This is a genomic window from Cohnella thailandensis, from assembly GCF_014212135.1.
In the GTDB taxonomy this organism is placed as follows: domain Bacteria; phylum Bacillota; class Bacilli; order Paenibacillales; family Paenibacillaceae; genus Cohnella; species Cohnella thailandensis.
In genome coordinates this window covers 208,958-224,765 of the sequence record NZ_JACJVQ010000008.1, presented here as the reverse complement: position 1 = coordinate 224,765, position 15,808 = coordinate 208,958, and the positions used below count along the sequence as shown (strand labels likewise).

General features: G+C 56.3%; 14 protein-coding genes. 11 read left to right on the top strand and 3 right to left on the bottom strand.

Annotated elements, in window-relative coordinates; genetic code table 11:
• Positions 1 to 5 precede the first annotated feature (5 nt).
• From H7B67_RS12405 to H7B67_RS12395, 3 genes are all read right to left on the bottom strand, one after another.
• Positions 6 to 872, bottom strand: coding sequence for a carbohydrate ABC transporter permease (locus H7B67_RS12405; protein ID WP_185120140.1), 867 nt, complete (start codon positions 870 to 872; stop codon positions 6 to 8).
• An 11-nt stretch (positions 873 to 883) separates the two neighbouring features.
• Positions 884 to 1,756, bottom strand: coding sequence for a carbohydrate ABC transporter permease (locus tag H7B67_RS12400; RefSeq protein WP_185120139.1), 873 nt, complete (start codon positions 1,754 to 1,756; stop codon positions 884 to 886).
• A 93-nt stretch (positions 1,757 to 1,849) separates the two neighbouring features.
• Entirely contained in the window at positions 1,850 to 3,157 is a 1,308-nt protein-coding gene (locus H7B67_RS12395; protein WP_185120138.1) for an ABC transporter substrate-binding protein, read from the bottom strand.
• A 210-nt stretch (positions 3,158 to 3,367) separates the two neighbouring features.
• On the opposite strand from H7B67_RS12395, the gene H7B67_RS12390 reads away from it, so the two are divergent.
• From H7B67_RS12390 to H7B67_RS12340, 11 genes are all read left to right on the top strand, one after another.
• Complete coding sequence (locus H7B67_RS12390) at positions 3,368 to 4,285, top strand: helix-turn-helix domain-containing protein (RefSeq protein WP_185120137.1); 918 nt, start codon at positions 3,368 to 3,370, stop codon at positions 4,283 to 4,285.
• Between the two features lie 38 nt (positions 4,286 to 4,323).
• On the top strand, positions 4,324 to 5,355 hold the full coding sequence (locus H7B67_RS12385; protein ID WP_185120136.1) for a formylglycine-generating enzyme family protein: 1,032 nt from the start codon (positions 4,324 to 4,326) through the stop codon (positions 5,353 to 5,355).
• A 485-nt stretch (positions 5,356 to 5,840) separates the two neighbouring features.
• Complete coding sequence (locus tag H7B67_RS12380; protein ID WP_342592587.1) at positions 5,841 to 7,577, top strand: sensor histidine kinase; 1,737 nt, start codon at positions 5,841 to 5,843, stop codon at positions 7,575 to 7,577.
• A 6-nt stretch (positions 7,578 to 7,583) separates the two neighbouring features.
• Positions 7,584 to 9,164 (top strand): response regulator, encoded by a 1,581-nt coding sequence (locus tag H7B67_RS12375; RefSeq protein WP_221468750.1) that lies wholly within the window; start codon positions 7,584 to 7,586, stop codon positions 9,162 to 9,164.
• A gap of 158 nt (positions 9,165 to 9,322) precedes the next feature.
• Entirely contained in the window at positions 9,323 to 10,243 is a 921-nt protein-coding gene (locus tag H7B67_RS12370) for an ABC transporter permease (RefSeq protein ID WP_185120134.1), read from the top strand.
• 77 nt (positions 10,244 to 10,320) lie between these two features.
• On the top strand, positions 10,321 to 11,193 hold the full coding sequence (locus tag H7B67_RS12365) for a carbohydrate ABC transporter permease (protein WP_245363878.1): 873 nt from the start codon (positions 10,321 to 10,323) through the stop codon (positions 11,191 to 11,193).
• A 58-nt stretch (positions 11,194 to 11,251) separates the two neighbouring features.
• Positions 11,252 to 12,850, top strand: a complete 1,599-nt coding sequence (locus tag H7B67_RS12360) for an ABC transporter substrate-binding protein (protein ID WP_185120132.1) — start codon at positions 11,252 to 11,254, stop codon at positions 12,848 to 12,850.
• A gap of 293 nt (positions 12,851 to 13,143) precedes the next feature.
• The gene (locus H7B67_RS12355) at positions 13,144 to 13,701 is read left to right on the top strand and encodes an NUDIX domain-containing protein (RefSeq protein WP_185120131.1); all 558 of its coding nucleotides are present in this window, start codon (positions 13,144 to 13,146) and stop codon (positions 13,699 to 13,701) included.
• Positions 13,702 to 13,844: 143 nt separating this feature from the next.
• Positions 13,845 to 14,372: a DUF5946 family protein gene (locus H7B67_RS12350; RefSeq protein ID WP_185120130.1), complete on the top strand. Its 528-nt coding sequence runs from the start codon at positions 13,845 to 13,847 to the stop codon at positions 14,370 to 14,372.
• Positions 14,373 to 14,375: 3 nt separating this feature from the next.
• Positions 14,376 to 14,960, top strand: a complete 585-nt coding sequence (locus H7B67_RS12345) for an MBL fold metallo-hydrolase (RefSeq protein WP_185120129.1) — start codon at positions 14,376 to 14,378, stop codon at positions 14,958 to 14,960.
• A 52-nt stretch (positions 14,961 to 15,012) separates the two neighbouring features.
• A complete protein-coding gene (locus H7B67_RS12340; protein ID WP_185120128.1) occupies positions 15,013 to 15,786 on the top strand; it encodes a Cof-type HAD-IIB family hydrolase in 774 nt (257 codons plus the stop codon).
• Positions 15,787 to 15,808: the final 22 nt, after the last annotated feature.

Here is a 15,808-nt window from a genome sequence, read left to right as displayed (position 1 = left end):
CGTTATCATCCTTTCACTCCGGTGGATACCATGCTCCGAATAAACTGCTTTTGGAAAACAAAAAACATGATCAGAATCGGAATCGACACGAGCAGGGAGGCCGCCATCAGCAGGTTGTACTGCACCTGGTGCTCCCCGCGGAACACCTGCAAGCCGAGCTGTACCGTCCGCATTCCGGGAGAGTTGGTATAAAGAAGCGGGTGGAAAAAATCGTTCCAGACGGAGACGAATTTGAAAATGCCGAGAGTCGCGAGAAGCGGGCCGCTCAGCGGGAGATAGACGGAGAAGAACAGCCGCAGGTAGCCGGCTCCGTCGATGTAGGAAGCGTCGTCCAGCGCTTTCGGGAATTGCAGGTAGAATTGCCGGGCCATGAAGACGCCGAACGCGCCGGCCAGCTCGGGAACGATCAGCGCCCAATAGCTGTCCAACCAGCCGTTGCCGCCCTGTCCGAGCCAATCGTTGCCCCCGAACAAGGGGATGGATTTCATGATGATAAACTGCGGAATGACCGTTACCTGGGCGGGGATCATCAATCCGAGCAGCAGCAGCAGGAAGAGAGGGGTGCGACCGGGAAAACGAATTCGAGCAAACGTAAATCCGGCGAGCAGATTCAGCACGAGGCTTCCTCCGACGGCGGCCGCGGTCACGATAGCCGAGTTGCGGATAAAGACGCCCCAATCCGCCATCTCCCACGCGCGAGAATAATTCTCCGGATGCCAGGAGGAGGGCAGCAGCGTCATGCCGCCCAGCGAGAACTCTTCGTCCCCCTTCAACGAGGTGAACAAGGCGATAACCAAGGGAATGATCGCGACCAGCGCGATCAGCGTCAAGAACAGATAGGCCAGACTTCGTTCGGTTAGGGTATGCTTCATCGTTCATTCACCTACTCCGTGGTCGTATTGCGGCTTCCCAGCCAATATTGCAGCATGGTGACTATAAGCGTGATGCCGAGCAGGAAGACCGCCATGGAGGAGGCGTAGCCCATCCGATATTCCTGGAAGCTGGCGCCGACGATCTGCGTCACGATGGTCGTGCTCGAATTGGCCGGACCGCCGCCCGTCAGGATGTAGACGAGATCGAACACCTGGAACGAGCGAATGGTGGCGGTAATAAATAGGAAAAGCAGGATCGGCTTCAGAAGCGGAACCGTGATGAAGCGGAATCTCTGCGGACCGGAAGCGCCGTCGAGCGAAGCGGCCTCGTACAGGCTCTCCGGGATGCCCTGAATGCCCGCGAGCAGGACGATCATCGCGTAGCCGAGCCCGGTCCAGACGCCGATGACGATGATGGACGGCAGCGACGTGTCCGGATTCTGCAGCCAATTCCGGCCCCCGATGCCGACCGCCTCGAGCGCGCCGTTGATCGGACCCTGCAACGGATCGAGGAGCCACAGCCATGTCATGGCGACGGCCACCGACGAGAGGACGCCGGGCAGGTAGATAAGAGCGCGGAAGGCGGCCAAGAGACGAATCTTCATCGTGAGCAGCGCGGCCAGAATGAGGCCCAGCAAAATAGTAGGGACGATGGTGCCGATCCAATACCATATCGTATTGACGATCGCTTTGCGGAAAAGGGTATCCTGTAGCAGCCGTTCGTAGTTTCGGCCTCCGATCCACTCGGAGGGCTGCAGGATCGTGTAGTCGGTAAAGCTGAGGTAGACGATCCACAGCACCGGCGCCAGCACGAATACGGCAAAGATCAAATAGTTCGGCAAGATCAACAAATAAGGGACGATGCGGTTCCAGCCTCGGTTCATGCCGATAAAGCCTCCTTCCTCGCGGACAAGAGCTTCGCCCGAAGCGGCGCGTCGGGCGAAGCTTGCGATGCGGTCGTAATGTCAACTCTCTTTTTACTTCAAGCCGGCAATCTCGTCCCTCGCCAGCTTCGCGTTATCCTTAAGCGCATCGGCCGCGGGCTTGACTCCGTTATAGGCCTCTTCAAGCGCCAGCCGCAAATATTTGACGTTGATCCCCCACAGCTCGGATGCCCGATACCCTTGGGCATGGTTCAGCGCTTCGAAGGAAATTTCGTTCTCCGGGCTCAGCTTGACGTATTCGTCCTTAAGCGATTGAAGCGGCGGGATAAAGCCGGTCTTCGTCGCGAATTCGAAGACGTTGTCCTTCTCGAACCAGAACTTGAGGAATTCCCATGCCTCTTCCGGATGTTTCGTGTTCTTCGCGGCGGTAAGGAAGGTGCCCAAGACCAGAGAGGTCCGGTTGCCGGCCGCTCCTTCCGGAGGGAGGGCCCAGCCAAGCTTGTCGGCTCCTGCGGATTGCTTAAGAGCAGCGGCGCCCGCCGTCGAGACGAAGGCCATGGCCGCCTGGCTCTGAGTGAACGTGCTTCCTCCGACCTGCTGGGAATTATAAGGAATGATGGCGCCGTCCTTGTACAATTGGACCAATCGCTCGACCAGCTTGATCGAGGTGTCGGAGTCGAACGTCGGGTTGCCTTCGTCGTCGTAGAAGTCCTCCCCCAGCAGCAGAAGCAGCGACAGATAGGGCTGCTCGCCGTTGCTGGTCGCGATGTCGATTCCAGCCCGGACCGTCTTGCCGTTCTCGACGACCTTCAGCTTGTTCGCGAGCTCGAACAGCTCGTCGACCGTCTTCGGCGGCGACTCCGGATCGAGTCCGGCTTCTTCGAAGAAGTCCTTGCGCCAGGCGAGCGGACGGATCTCGGGGAGCAGCAGGCCGTACTGTCCTCCTTGCCACTGGCCGGCCTTCAGAATGTCGGGGAAGAAGTCGTTCCGGCCCTCCCAGTCGTCCTTGTCGATATACGGCTGCAGGTCGAGGTACTTGCCTTGGCCCACGGTCGAGATCAACTGGCCGAAGCCGAGTCCGTGCACGTCCGGCTGCAAGCCGCCCGAATAGGCGACGGACAGCTTCTGGAAATATTCCGAGAAGGGAATCGTGGTCAATTCGACTTTAATATCGGGGTGCAGGCTCTCGAATTTATCGATCTGCGCGTTTACCGCGTCGATGGCGATTTGTTCGGCGGTCGGGTACCAGAATTTGAGCGTGACCTTCTCTCCGGACGAAGCTCCCGTCCCCTGGCCCGCCGCGGCTCCGTTACCCTCGTTGGTCCCCCCGCCGCAGCCTGCCAATGCCAAGCTCAATGCCGCAATCGGCGCGATCGTTAATGCCCAAGCTTTTTTTCTCATCTCATCTACCTCCCAGATCGTTCAGGGCCTAAAATCGGCAGCATCCGGTTGTCCGGTCTGAAATGCAGTTCTAGTATTCCCATTAACATACTTGTATTTGAAGCGTTCAATGGTTACTATTGTAGCATTCGGAGCTATTCCCGTATTTATCTAGCAAGGGCGATTAGGTTTCAAAAATGCAGATTATGGTCCGTTAGGAGGCGAGGCGGAATGACCGTATTCATGGAATTCAGCAATCGGAGCTCGCTCGATCCGCTCAACATCAACATTCGCTGGTTGAAGGAATGGCACCTGAACATCCGGCAGCATTCCGGCTATTTGTTCCCGTACACGGCCATTTGGCTCGTGCTGGGAGGGAGCGCCGTCATCGAGCTGAACCGGATCCGCTACCCGCTTAAGAAGGGAGATATCGTCTGCATTCCATCCAAGACTCTGCAAGGCTGGGTCCAAATCGACGGAGACGAGGCATTTCATTTCATCTCCTTCGCTTGCGAGGCCAAGGTCGGGATGTTCGATCTGATCCGGCTGTACCGATTCCCTTACGTCGTCTCGTCCGCCGACCCGGAGCAGTTCGGCGAGCTCGTCCGCAAATGGAGGGAGATCGCGAGGGAATACTCCTCTTACTTGCAGTGGTTCAAGCCGGAGGATCTGAAGACCAGCGAGAGGGGGTACGAGCACAAGTATCCATCGTTCACGTTGAACACGTTCCAGGCCATCCAGCACATGAAGATCCGGTCGGCGGGCTTGGACTGGATGCTGAGCCTGTTCGGGGCTCTGAGCCATCTGCTTCCGGAGCAGCCGGCTTCCTATGATACGAGGGTGTTCGAGGTGTGCGAGTACGTGGAAGGAAGGCTGGACAGTCCTTTGAGCTTGGAAGAGCTGGCCGATCGGGCCGCTCTCAGCAAAGAGCAGCTGAGGGCGCTGTTCCAGGCGGCAATCGGCGTCTCCCCCATGAAGTACGTGCGTCACGCGCGCATGCAGAGGGCGAAGGAGCTGCTGACCCTTACCGCCCATCCGATCAAAGAAATCGCCGGGGCGGTCGGCTTCGCGGACCAGCATCATTTCTCCCGCGCGTTCCAGCAGAGCGAGCGCATGTCTCCGATCGAATATCGGCGCAGCCAGAAGTAGAATCGGATCTCTAGTCTATGAAGAAGGAGAGGGTACATATGGAAGGGAAAGAGAACGGAGAGCTGAAGCCTTGCTGCGCTGCCAGACGAGACGGCGCGGAGGGCGGGGATCCGCTTATCGCGGTATCTTCTTTCGGCAGGCTGAAGGCGAATAAGGCGTCGCAAGCGGAACCGGAGAAAGGCGGTACTCGGAGAGAGGAGCCTCCGATGGTTTATCTATCCGGAGGCGTATTCCTAATGGGGACGGAGGACAAAGAAGGCTTTCCGAGCGATGGGGAGGGGCCCGTGCGGGAAGTGGAGGTCGCTCCCTTCTATATCGATAAGTATTCGGTCACTAATGCCGAGTTCGCCATATTCGTAGAGGCAACGGGGTACGTCACCGAAGCGGAGCGTTACGGCTGGTCTTATGTCTTCCATCTGTTCGTCTCGAAGGCGACGGCGGCGGGCGTCCGGCAGCAAGTGTATCGCACTCCATGGTGGTGGGTCGTCGAAGGGGCGGATTGGCGCCATCCGGAAGGTCCGGATTCGGACATTCGGGATCGGCTCGATCATCCGGTCATCCATGTCAGCTTCACCGATGCCGAAGCGTATTGCGCCTGGGCGGGCAAACGGCTGCCGACCGAAGCGGAATGGGAATACGCGGCCCGCGGCGGGCTGGAGCAGAAACGCTTCCCTTGGGGAGACGAGTTGGAGCCGCACGGCGAGCATCGATGTAACGTCTGGCAAGGACAGTTCCCGCACGTTAATAATGCGGCGGACGGCTACGCGGGCACGGCGCCCGTTCACGCCTATGAACCCAACGGCTACGGACTCTGCAACATGGTCGGCAACGTCTGGGAATTCTGCTCGGATTGGTTCGACATCTCGCATTCCTTGCCCGGCGCCTCCGCCGAGCGTTGCGTCAACCCGAAGGGTCCGGAGAACGGCGTCAGCAAGGTCATGAAGGGCGGCTCCTACCTCTGCCACGATTCCTACTGCAATCGCTATCGCGTTGCCGCCCGCAGCTCCAACACGCCGGACAGCTCCGCCGGCAACATGGGCTTTCGCTGCGCCCGCAGCGCGGACATGTAGAGCAGCATACGGAGATTTCTTAGGCAAGGGCCATCTCGCGAGGGACGGCCTTTTTTCATTGCAAGTCTACTCTCTAAACTTCTTACGGAAATCACAGCCTCTATTTGCCCGAAATCCGGCTCTATTGAATTCTAACGGAAGTGGGAGCCCCTTATTTTCGTTTTTGCTCCGCTGAATCGGCAAAATTCTCGGAATAGCGTCTCTCATTTCCGTTAGCTGGAGAAACCCGGCTTTTGGAACCGAATAGCGTCTCTCATTTCCGTTACGTCCATTCGTCTGCCTCGCCATGCGCCGCTCCTAGCAGCTACGCCACGGAAGAGCGGGTGGTGGCTAGAGCGTCGGAGCTAGAGGAGAGAATGAGGGCGCACGTGATTTGAGGGCTATCGAGTTTTAAACTCTAGTAACCGCTTACTTTTCGGTGTAAAATGAGGCGAAATGTCTCTGCTCTATCACACATCAGAGCCTTACCTAAGGGGAGCGCGCGCGTGAAGAGATTCCTGTCCGGCAAGAAGTATATCCCGTTCACGTACAAGATGCTGGTTCCGTATCTCGTCCTTGTCCTGCTGACGGACATAGCCGTCGGGTATATCTCCTTCACCATGCTCGTTCAGTCCCGAACCGAGATGGCGGAAACGAACATTCGGACGGCTCTGGAGCAGACTCGGAACAATATCGTGTACCAGATGGACGAAATCAAGCGGATGTCGAACTCCCTTTTTCTCAATACGAACTTTCAGAATGCCCTTCAATTCAGAGGCGATATCGTAGAGAACATGCTGAAGATGAGAGACGATATCGTTCCGTACATGAAGTCTCCCCTTCAACTGTACGGGAACAAGCTGAGGCTGGTGCTGTATCCCGTCAACGACTCGATGCTCGAAATCCCGGGTGACGACATGACGCAGCCGATCGGCCGAAGCGACTATTACGTTCTCTCCTATCGGAACATCGAGCATGCGGAATGGTTCCGGTCGATCGCGAGCTTAAACCAGGACAATATCTGGATTCAGATCGAGACGGATCGCGAGCTCGGGAACCTTTCCTACTTTCGCAAGCTGGTGAATTCGAGCGGGGCTCCTTCCGTCATCGGCTATGTCCGCGTCACGGCGAGATTCGACGAGCTCCTCGGCAACTTCGATACGTTCCCGATCGAACGGGGGATCGCTCTTCGTCTGTTGGATAAAGCGACGGGGACAAGCGTCTACGAGCGGGGAGAAGCGAGCGGGGACGCGAGGGACGGCTCCTATCTGCTCCTGACCGAAGACATCCCCGGGTCTAACTTCGTCATTGAAACCCGGGTGCCGAGAAGCTATTTGTCCCAGGACGCCAGCCGAATGCAGCGGGTCATCGAGACCGTGTGCTTGATCAGCTTCCTGGTGATGGCCTTTATCGGCTACCTGGTCGCCCGCCTGTCCGGCAAGAAAATGAAGAGGATCGTCACCCTGGTCCAATCGTTCCAGGAAGGGAACTTTCACAAGCGGATCGGGTTTACCGGGAACGACGAATTCGTGTTTATCGCGGATGCGTTCAATCGGATGGCCCGAAGCATCCAGGAGCTGATCCGGAACGTCTACGAGCAGGGCATCCATAAGAAGCAAGCGGAGCTGGACGCGCTGCAGGCGCAGATCAGCCCCCACTTCCTCTATAACACTCTCTCGACCATCGGCAGCTTGGCGAATCTGGGGGAAGCCGACAAGGTCACCCAGATGGTTCACGGGCTCTCGAGATTTTACCGGCTGACATTGAACGAAGGGCAAGTGGATATCTCCCTGGACAAGGAAGTGGAGCAGGTCAAGACGTATCTCGACATTCAAAGGGTCAAGTACGCGGATGCTTTCCGGGTTTACTACGATATCGACCCGGACATCCTGCATATCCCCGTTATCAAGCTGATTCTGCAGCCGTTCGTGGAAAATATTTTTAAGCATGCCTGGTTCGGGGAATCGATCGCGATCCGCCTTACCGGCAAGAGGCTCGGAGACCGCATCGAGTTGAAAGTGATCGACAACGGCATCGGCATGCGGCCGGATACGTTAAGGGCCATGCGCTCGGGCTCTCCTGATCCGACTGGCTACGGCTTGAGGAACGTGGAGGAGAGAATCAAGCTGAGGTACGGCAACGATTACGGCATCCGCATCGGCAGCCATTATGGAGCCGGCACGACCGTTCAACTCATTCTGCCGATCGATAACGCGGAGATCCGGGAAGATAAGGGGGCATAGGGAAAGATGGCTATCGAGATCAACGTTCTGCTGGTGGACGACGAGGCGATCGATCTGGAATGGCTGCGGCGCCGGGTCGTCTCCCACGAGCATTTGCCCATCCATAGCGTTACGACGGCTTCAAGCGGGTTCGCCGCGTTGAAGATCCTGGAGCAGAGCCCGGTGGATATCATTCTGTCCGACATTCGCATGCCGATCCTGTCCGGGACGGAGTTCGCGCGGCAAGCCAAAGCGAGGAATCCGAACGTCCACATCGTCTTTATCAGCGGGCACCAGGACTTCGGCTATGCCAAAGAAGCGATCGAAATGAACGCTTCCGGATACTTGCTCAAGCCGGTAGAGGACGGCGAGCTGAATGCCGCCTTGACCGGCCTGTGCGCCAAGATCGAGCAGGAGAGGAACCAGCACAACTCCTTGACCGAGACCATGTCCCTCGTGAACCAGGAGCTGCTGCTGCGCTGGTTCAACGAGCCGGCGCCGGGGGACGTCGAGACGCACATTCGCGCGCTGCTGGCTCCGGTGATGCAAGCGGGAACCGCGGTCGCCATCCTCGAGATCGACGATATCGCGTGGAAGCTCCGTCAATCGTCCGAAGACGAACGGAGGTCTTGGACGAACCGGGCGTCCCATTTTATCCGGAAGTTCGCTCAGGATCATCAATTGGGCATGGCGATGGCGACCTACGACTACCACTTCGTCATCGTGGCTTCCGTTCAGGAGCCGTATTTCTCGGCACTGCTCGAAGAGCTCATTCGCGCGTTCCGCGAGACGTTCTCCTATACGGTGACGATAGGCACGGGGATGTATACCACGGAATTCGACAAGCTGCACGACTCCTACCGGCAGGCGCGGGCGGCGCTGAGCATCAAGTGGATCCTCGGCAAAAACCGGCTGATCCAGGACGCTTCGGAATGGCGCCCCAAGGAGAGGATCGCTTCGAATCTGGAGGAGATCGTCGACCGGATGCTGAAGGCCATGCTGGAGTACGACCTTACGGCCATCGACGATTGCTTGCTGCAGCTGTTCGACGGGGACAGCCCGCCCTCCCAGAAGAACGAGATCTACGACCTTATCATTCGGATCACGTCCAAGCTGCATGCGGACCTGCGGCAAATGAACGAGCACCTATACGAGATTCTCAATTGGGATTCCCACCAGCCGTTCGTGCTGTTCCAGTTCGAGACCGTGCACGACATTCTCTCCTGGCTGCGGCGCCGCTTCTTCGAGCTGTCCGAGCTGCTCTACATGAAGCGGCAGAAGCAGAAGCGCAAGCTGATCGCCGAGATTACCGAATACGTCCAAGGCCGATTGGAGCAGAAAATCACGCTGAACGAGGTGGCCGCCCGCTTCAACTTTACGCCGAATTATTTGGGCCAGCTGTTCAAGGCGGAAACGAACAGCCTGTTCAGCGATTACCTGAACGAGCTGCGAATGAAGCGGGTGTGCGAGCTGCTCGAGGACCCCACGAAGAAGGTATACGAAATCGCGGAGCAGGTCGGCTATAAGAATATCATCTACTTTAACAGGCAGTTCAAACAGGTCATGGGCATGTCGCCCGGCGAATACCGGAAAAAACGCAAGATCTGAGGGCATTCCTCCTTCTTGAGGCTCAGGTTCCGTTCGGAACAGGGGCCTTTTTGCGTCGAATCGTTGAAAAAGTATTATGTTTAGTTGATTCGCTGAATCCTATCGATCCGCTTGGACTTCTATAATGAGAGCTACAGAGACGAGAGAGGAGAGCAGCGATGAAACGGCAAACGTTCTGGAACGATCTGAAAAACTACAAAGTCCTCTTATTGATGCTGACGCCGGCGGTCATTTTCTATCTGCTATTCGCTTATCTCCCGATGGCGGGCATCGTGATCGCCTTCAAGCGTTACGATTACGCCGGCGGCATCTTCGGTAGCCCATGGAACGGTTTCGATAACTTCCGCTTCTTCTTCGAATCGGGGGATGCCTTCCGGGTGACGCGCAATACGGCGCTTTACAACATCGCTTTTATCGCCGTAAATAACGCCCTGCAAATCTTCGCGGCCATCCTGCTGTTCGAAGTAGGAGGCAAGTGGTTCCGCAAAATCATTCAATCGGCGATGTTCCTCCCTTATTTCATATCGTGGGTCGTCGTCGGGGCGATCGCCTATAACCTGCTCAATTACGATATCGGCACCGTGAACGTGCTGCTTAGGGGCCTCGGGCTCGAGCCGATCGATATTTACAATACGCCCGCCTACTGGCCGTACCTTCTCGTGCTGGTATCCGCATGGAAGGGGCTCGGCTACGGCACGGTCATGTACCTGGCCGCCATAACCAGCATCGATACCGAGATGTACGAGGCGGCCGAGATCGACGGGGCGAACATCTTCCAGAGAATCATGAAGGTGACGATACCGAACCTGTACCCGACCGTCATCATCCTGGTGCTGTTGGCAGTAGGAAATATTTTCCGCGGGGATTTCGGGATGTTCTACAACATGATCGGCAACAACGGAATCCTGTTCTCGACGACGGACGTCATCGACACCTTCGTGTTCCGCTCGCTGATCACGTCGAACGACATCGGCATGTCGGCCGCGGCGGGCGTCTTCCAATCGGTTCTCGGCTTCGTGACGATCATGCTCGTCAACTATGCCGTCCGGCGGTATGACAAAGACCGCGCGTTATTCTAACAGAAGGGGGTCCTACCATGAGCGCAACGGAGCTTAACGTCGATAAATCGTTCGCCAAGGCGACGGGAGTCCGCAAGATGGATCGCAAGGCGTTCTCAGTCATCGGATACGTATCGCTGACGATATTGGCGCTGCTATGCCTGCTGCCTTTCATCCTCGTCGTGTCGTCCTCGCTGACGAACGAAGACAAAATCATCATCGACGGCTATCAGTTTATCCCGGCCGATTTCTCCACCGAGGCATACCGCCTTCTGTTCAAATACCCCGAGCAGATCGTCAGGGCGTACATCGTCACGATCTGCGTGACGGCCGCCGGCACGTTCTTCGGCTTGTTCCTGACCTCGATGACGGCGTACGCTTTGTCTCGCAAAGACTTCAAATGGCGCAACCGATTTTCGTTCTTCTTCTTCTTCACGACCCTGTTCAGCGGCGGTCTCGTTCCCTGGTACCTGCTGATCGTGAATTACCTGAACATGAAGGATACCTTTCTCGCGCTGGTCGTTCCTTTGTTGTTCAACGTCTTCTATATCATCGTCATGAAGTCGTTCCTTAGCGGCATTCCCGAAGCGATCGTCGAATCGGCGAAGATCGACGGCGCGGGCGATTTTCGGATCTACGCCAAGCTTATCCTGCCGCTCTCCAAGCCGGCGCTGGCGACGATCGGATTGTTCCTTGCCCTTGCCTATTGGAACGATTGGTACAACGCCTTGCTCTTCGTCTCCAACGAGAACCTGATGCCGCTCCAGTATTATCTATACAAGATGCTCGGCAACATGGAAGGCATGCGCAAGGCCATGATGGGGGCAGGAGCCGTCATTACGACCGCGATTCCGACCGAGAGCCTGAAGATGGCGATGACGGTCGTGGCCACCGGCCCGATCCTGCTGGCCTATCCGTTCGTTCAGAGGTTCTTCGTTCAAGGCTTGACGATCGGCGCCGTCAAAGGATGAACCCGGGGCTACCCGGTTTATCGATAAATCGAATATCAACTTAGGGGGAAGAAAGGACATGCAAAAGAAAAGCGGATTGATTATGCTGGCGATTGCCATGATGCTCGTCATGATCATGAGCGCCTGCGGCAACAACAATAACAACGCTTCGGAACCGTCCGCAAGCTCGGAGCCGAGCGCGAGCGCTTCTTCGTCGGCATCGAGCTCTCCGGCCGCAACGGAGACGGAAGGCACGGCCGGCGCCTCCGTCGACACCTCCAAAGAAGTCAAGCTGAAGATGATCTTCGTCGGTCCTAAACCGGTCGATTACGATGCCGTCTTCGCGGAAATCAACAAAAAGCTGAAGGAAAAAATCAACGCGACGCTCGAAGGCGAATTCCTCGACTGGTCCGACTGGGCGCAGAAATATCCGCTGAAGCTGGCCGCTGCCGAAGATTTCGACCTGATCTATTCGGCTAACTGGGCCGGGTACAACGACCAGGCGCTGAAGGGCGGATTCCTGGAGATTACGGACGAGATGATCCAGAAATACATGCCGCAGACGTGGGCCAACATGCCGAAAGTAAGCTGGGGCCAGGCGAAGGTCAACGGCAAGCTGTACATGATCCCGCAGAACCGCGGAGAATCCGTCGAGAAGCTGATTCTCTACCGCGAAGACCTGCGCAAGAAATACAATCTTCCCGAAATCAACAGCCCCGAAAGTTTTGCCACTTATTTGAAAACGATTGCAGCCAACGAGAAGGGAATCGTTCCATTTACGCCGGAAACGGGGGATTGGAAGTACCACAACCTGGACCGCGTCTTGCTGAAGCAGCAGAACGAGTGGAACATGTTCGACCTGGATATGCCGTTCGCCTACAAGCTGACGGACGAGAAGGGGCAAGTGTTCAACGTCTACGAGACGCAAGAGTTCAAGGATCTGATGGTTTATTACAAGGATCTCGCGGACAACAACGCTTGGTCCAAGAACGTGCTGAACAGCAAGAACGACCATCAGCAGGATTTCAAGGCAGGCAAGACGGCATCGATTACGCATAACAACGGTACGCTCGGAGCGCTTATGTCCCAGATGCGCCTGGAGAATTCCCCTTACGAAGTGAAGCTGGCGGACATCAACCAAGGCAAGAAGAAGTCGGTGGCCATCTCCACGCAGAACGGCACGTCGATTCACGCCACCTCCAAGAACGTAGAGCGCTCGCTGATGCTGATCGAGCTGATGCAGAACGACAAGGAACTGCACGACCTGATGATGTACGGAATCAGCGGCGTGAACTACGAGCCGGTCGGCGACGACAAGTATAAGGCGACCGACAAGTTCCAGAACTTCTACGGCTTCTCGAACTGGAACTTCAACTCGCCGCTCAACCGTACCGACGAAGCGTTCCCGCAAGAAGCTTCCGACCTGGTCAACAGCTGGGAAGCGGACGTGTACCACTACCCTCTGGAAACCTTCGTGTTCGACAACAGCAAGGTGAAGACGGAGATCGCCAACGTCGGCAACGTCATGCTGCGCTACGGCATTCCGCTCGAATACGGCCTGGTCAAGGACATCGACAAGGGCATCGCGGATCTGAACAAGCAGCTGAAGTCGGCCGGCCTCGAGAAAATCCAAACCGAGCTGCAATCGCAAATCGACGCTTTCCTGGCTAAACAGTAACCATGGGCAGGCATGGGTAGGATCAATGAATAGGATCAAAGGATAGGAGCAAGGCCATCCCCCGGCGGATGGCCTTGTTTTGCACTCTTCGGATACGTGCCTGGGTGGATATGGTAAGTTTGGACAATAAACAAACTTTCTTCGACAAGGAACGTTTCGAGTCGGCATGGATCGCCACGCCTGCCCCTTGCCACGCCTTCCCCTCTAGCTCTCCAACCTGTCTATGCACGACTGCGGTTCGGGAGTATAATCGGAGAAGCGTTTGAGCTTGGACAACGAGGTGAAGAGACAGGATGGAACCGAAATTCTGCATGTCCTGCGGACACGAATTGGAAACCCGCGATATCGGCGGGACTCCGCGAAGGGCCTGTCCGGAGTGCAGCTTCGTCTATTGGGGCAATTACAGCATCGGCGTGGGCGCTCTCGTTCTAAGAGAAGACAAGGTGCTGCTCGTGCGGCGGGCTCAAGATCCGGGCAAAGGCTACTGGACGAATCCCGGGGGCTATGCGGAGCAGCTCGAGCAGCTGCACGACACCGTGCGCAGGGAAGTGTTGGAGGAGTGCGGCGTCGATGCGGTCGTGCGCAACGTCGTGGCGATCCGGGATCTCCCGCGGAGCATTCATAATCTTTACGTGGCGTTCTCGATGGACTACGCCGGAGGCGAGCCGGTTCCCGACATGGACGAGGTGGACGCGGCCGGCTTCTTCAGCTTCGAAGAGATGAAGGAGATGAACGTCGCGCCGTTTACCCGGTGGCTCGTGGACGTCGCGCTGAACGGCCGCAACGAGGGACTAGCGCTTGACGCCGAGCCGCTCGTGAAGCTGGACGGGCATGGGCTTTTCCGGTGCTGAGTTCTGCATTTTGTTTAAAGAGGCTGACCCTTGCTCTGGCGGATTCCAGAGCTTGAAGGTCAGCCTTTTTGTTCGCGGGCGAGCTTCTCTTTGACATTCACGCAGCGTTAACCTTTATTGTGTTATAAGGGAGGCGAGCTGACATGCAAAGCATAGAACGTCAAGCGCAAAAAAAGGGCGTGAAGCTGATCCATCGCGGGCGGTGCCAATTCTGCGGGTCCGATACTCGAAACGGAGTGTTTGAATGCTTTGAGATATTCAATCGTCTGGCATCCGCCTTCGAAGACGATACCGGTCCCTCCACCTTTATCTATGCGGACGCGCATTGCTTGCAGCATTCGGAGGTTCACGGCACGTGGAATAACCATTTCCATCTCGCCAGGCAGTATTTGATTCTGGATAAGTCCGTGGAATGGAATTATTCCAAAACGCCTTTCTTAAGCAAAATCATGGATGAATACAAAAGATCGCATCCGGAAGCCGCAATCCCTGCTTTGCCTGTCTTGGAGAGAGGACGTTTTACCGTGACGGATTTGGCGGGGCTTGAAGGAGAAGAACTCGCAAGTTCGTTGCGGAAATGGGCTCTTGGCGTCTATTCGTCCTATGAACGATATCATCCGATGGCCGAAGCGGTCGGCGATCTTTATTTACGCAGATATGAAAGGGGATAGATAATGGATAAGATAGGCGTTGTCAACATCGGCTATAACTCGACCAACTACTATGCCATTCATTGCAACCAAGGGTATCTGCTAATCGATACGGGATTGCCGGGCACGTTGGAGAAAATGATGAGCCAATTCCGCAAGTACGGCATTCGCCTGAACGAGATCCGCTTTTTGGCGGTCACTCATTTTCATCCGGATCACTGCGGAATAGCGGAAGAACTGCAGGCTCTGGGCATCGACCTAATCGTAAGCGAGAAGCAATCGGAGTACCTGGAATCGGCCAATGAATCCATGAGAAAGTTTCGTCCGTTCAAAGAGATCGTCGTGAAGCCCCATAATATTCTCGTTGCAAACGATCGCATATCATTTTCGCAAAAAACAGGCCTCTCTGGGTATCTTCTCTGCACGCCGGGCCATTCCGAAGATTCCATAAGCGTGGTTATCGAAGGGTTAGGCGTTTTTACGGGCGATCTTCCTCTGGAGGGAACGACGATCGATTCAAACGGGAAGATTAAGCGGAGCTGGGCGCAGATTATAAAGACAAATGAAAGAACGGTATTTCCCGGACACGGCCGAACCTTTGAAATATAAATTGCAAAAGTGCTATAATCGGCGAAAATAGAGATAGGAGAGGGAGAAAAAAATGTCATATAAAATCGCTTTTTTCGATATCGACGGGACGTTGGTGGACGAGGAGAAACGGATTCCGGCGGACGCCATCGAGGCGATTCGGCGCTTGAAGGAGCGGGGCATCGAGCCCGTCATCGCGACAGGGAGAGCTCCTTATTTCTTCAAGGCGTTGGCGGAGGAAGTCGGCATCGAATCGTACGTCAGCATGAACGGGGCTTACGTGAAGTACAAAGGACAGGACCTGCACGAGAGCAAGATCGCTCTCGAGGTGCTGGAGAAGCTGGTCGGACTTGCTCAGAAGCACAAGCACGAGCTCGTGTTCGAAGGCAAGAGCGCTTATTTCTCCACGTCGCCCGAGCATCCTTTCGTCTTCGAGGCAATCGCTTCGCTGCGGGTCGAGCATCCGGGGTTGGACGCGGACTTCTGGAGGAAGGAAGGCATCTACCAGGTGTTCCTGCACTGCGAGAGCCACGAGGAGCAGCTGTACGCGACCGAGCTGCCGGAGCTTCGCTTCGTTCGCTGGCATGCCAAGGCGCTGGACGTGCTGCCGAATACGGGCTCCAAGGCGGAAGGCATCAAGGCGCTGCTCGATCGGCTCGGCATCAAGCCGGAGGAAGCGATCGCGTTCGGCGACGGGCTGAACGACAAGGAGATGCTGCAGCTCGTCGGCCTCGGCATCGCGATGGGCAATTCCCACGCGGAGCTGCTTCCGTACGCCGACTACGTGACGACCGCGGTGGACGAAGGCGGCGTCAAGAACGGGCTTGAGTACGCGGGGGTTCTGTAAGGTTTTAATGATTGAAAAGGCA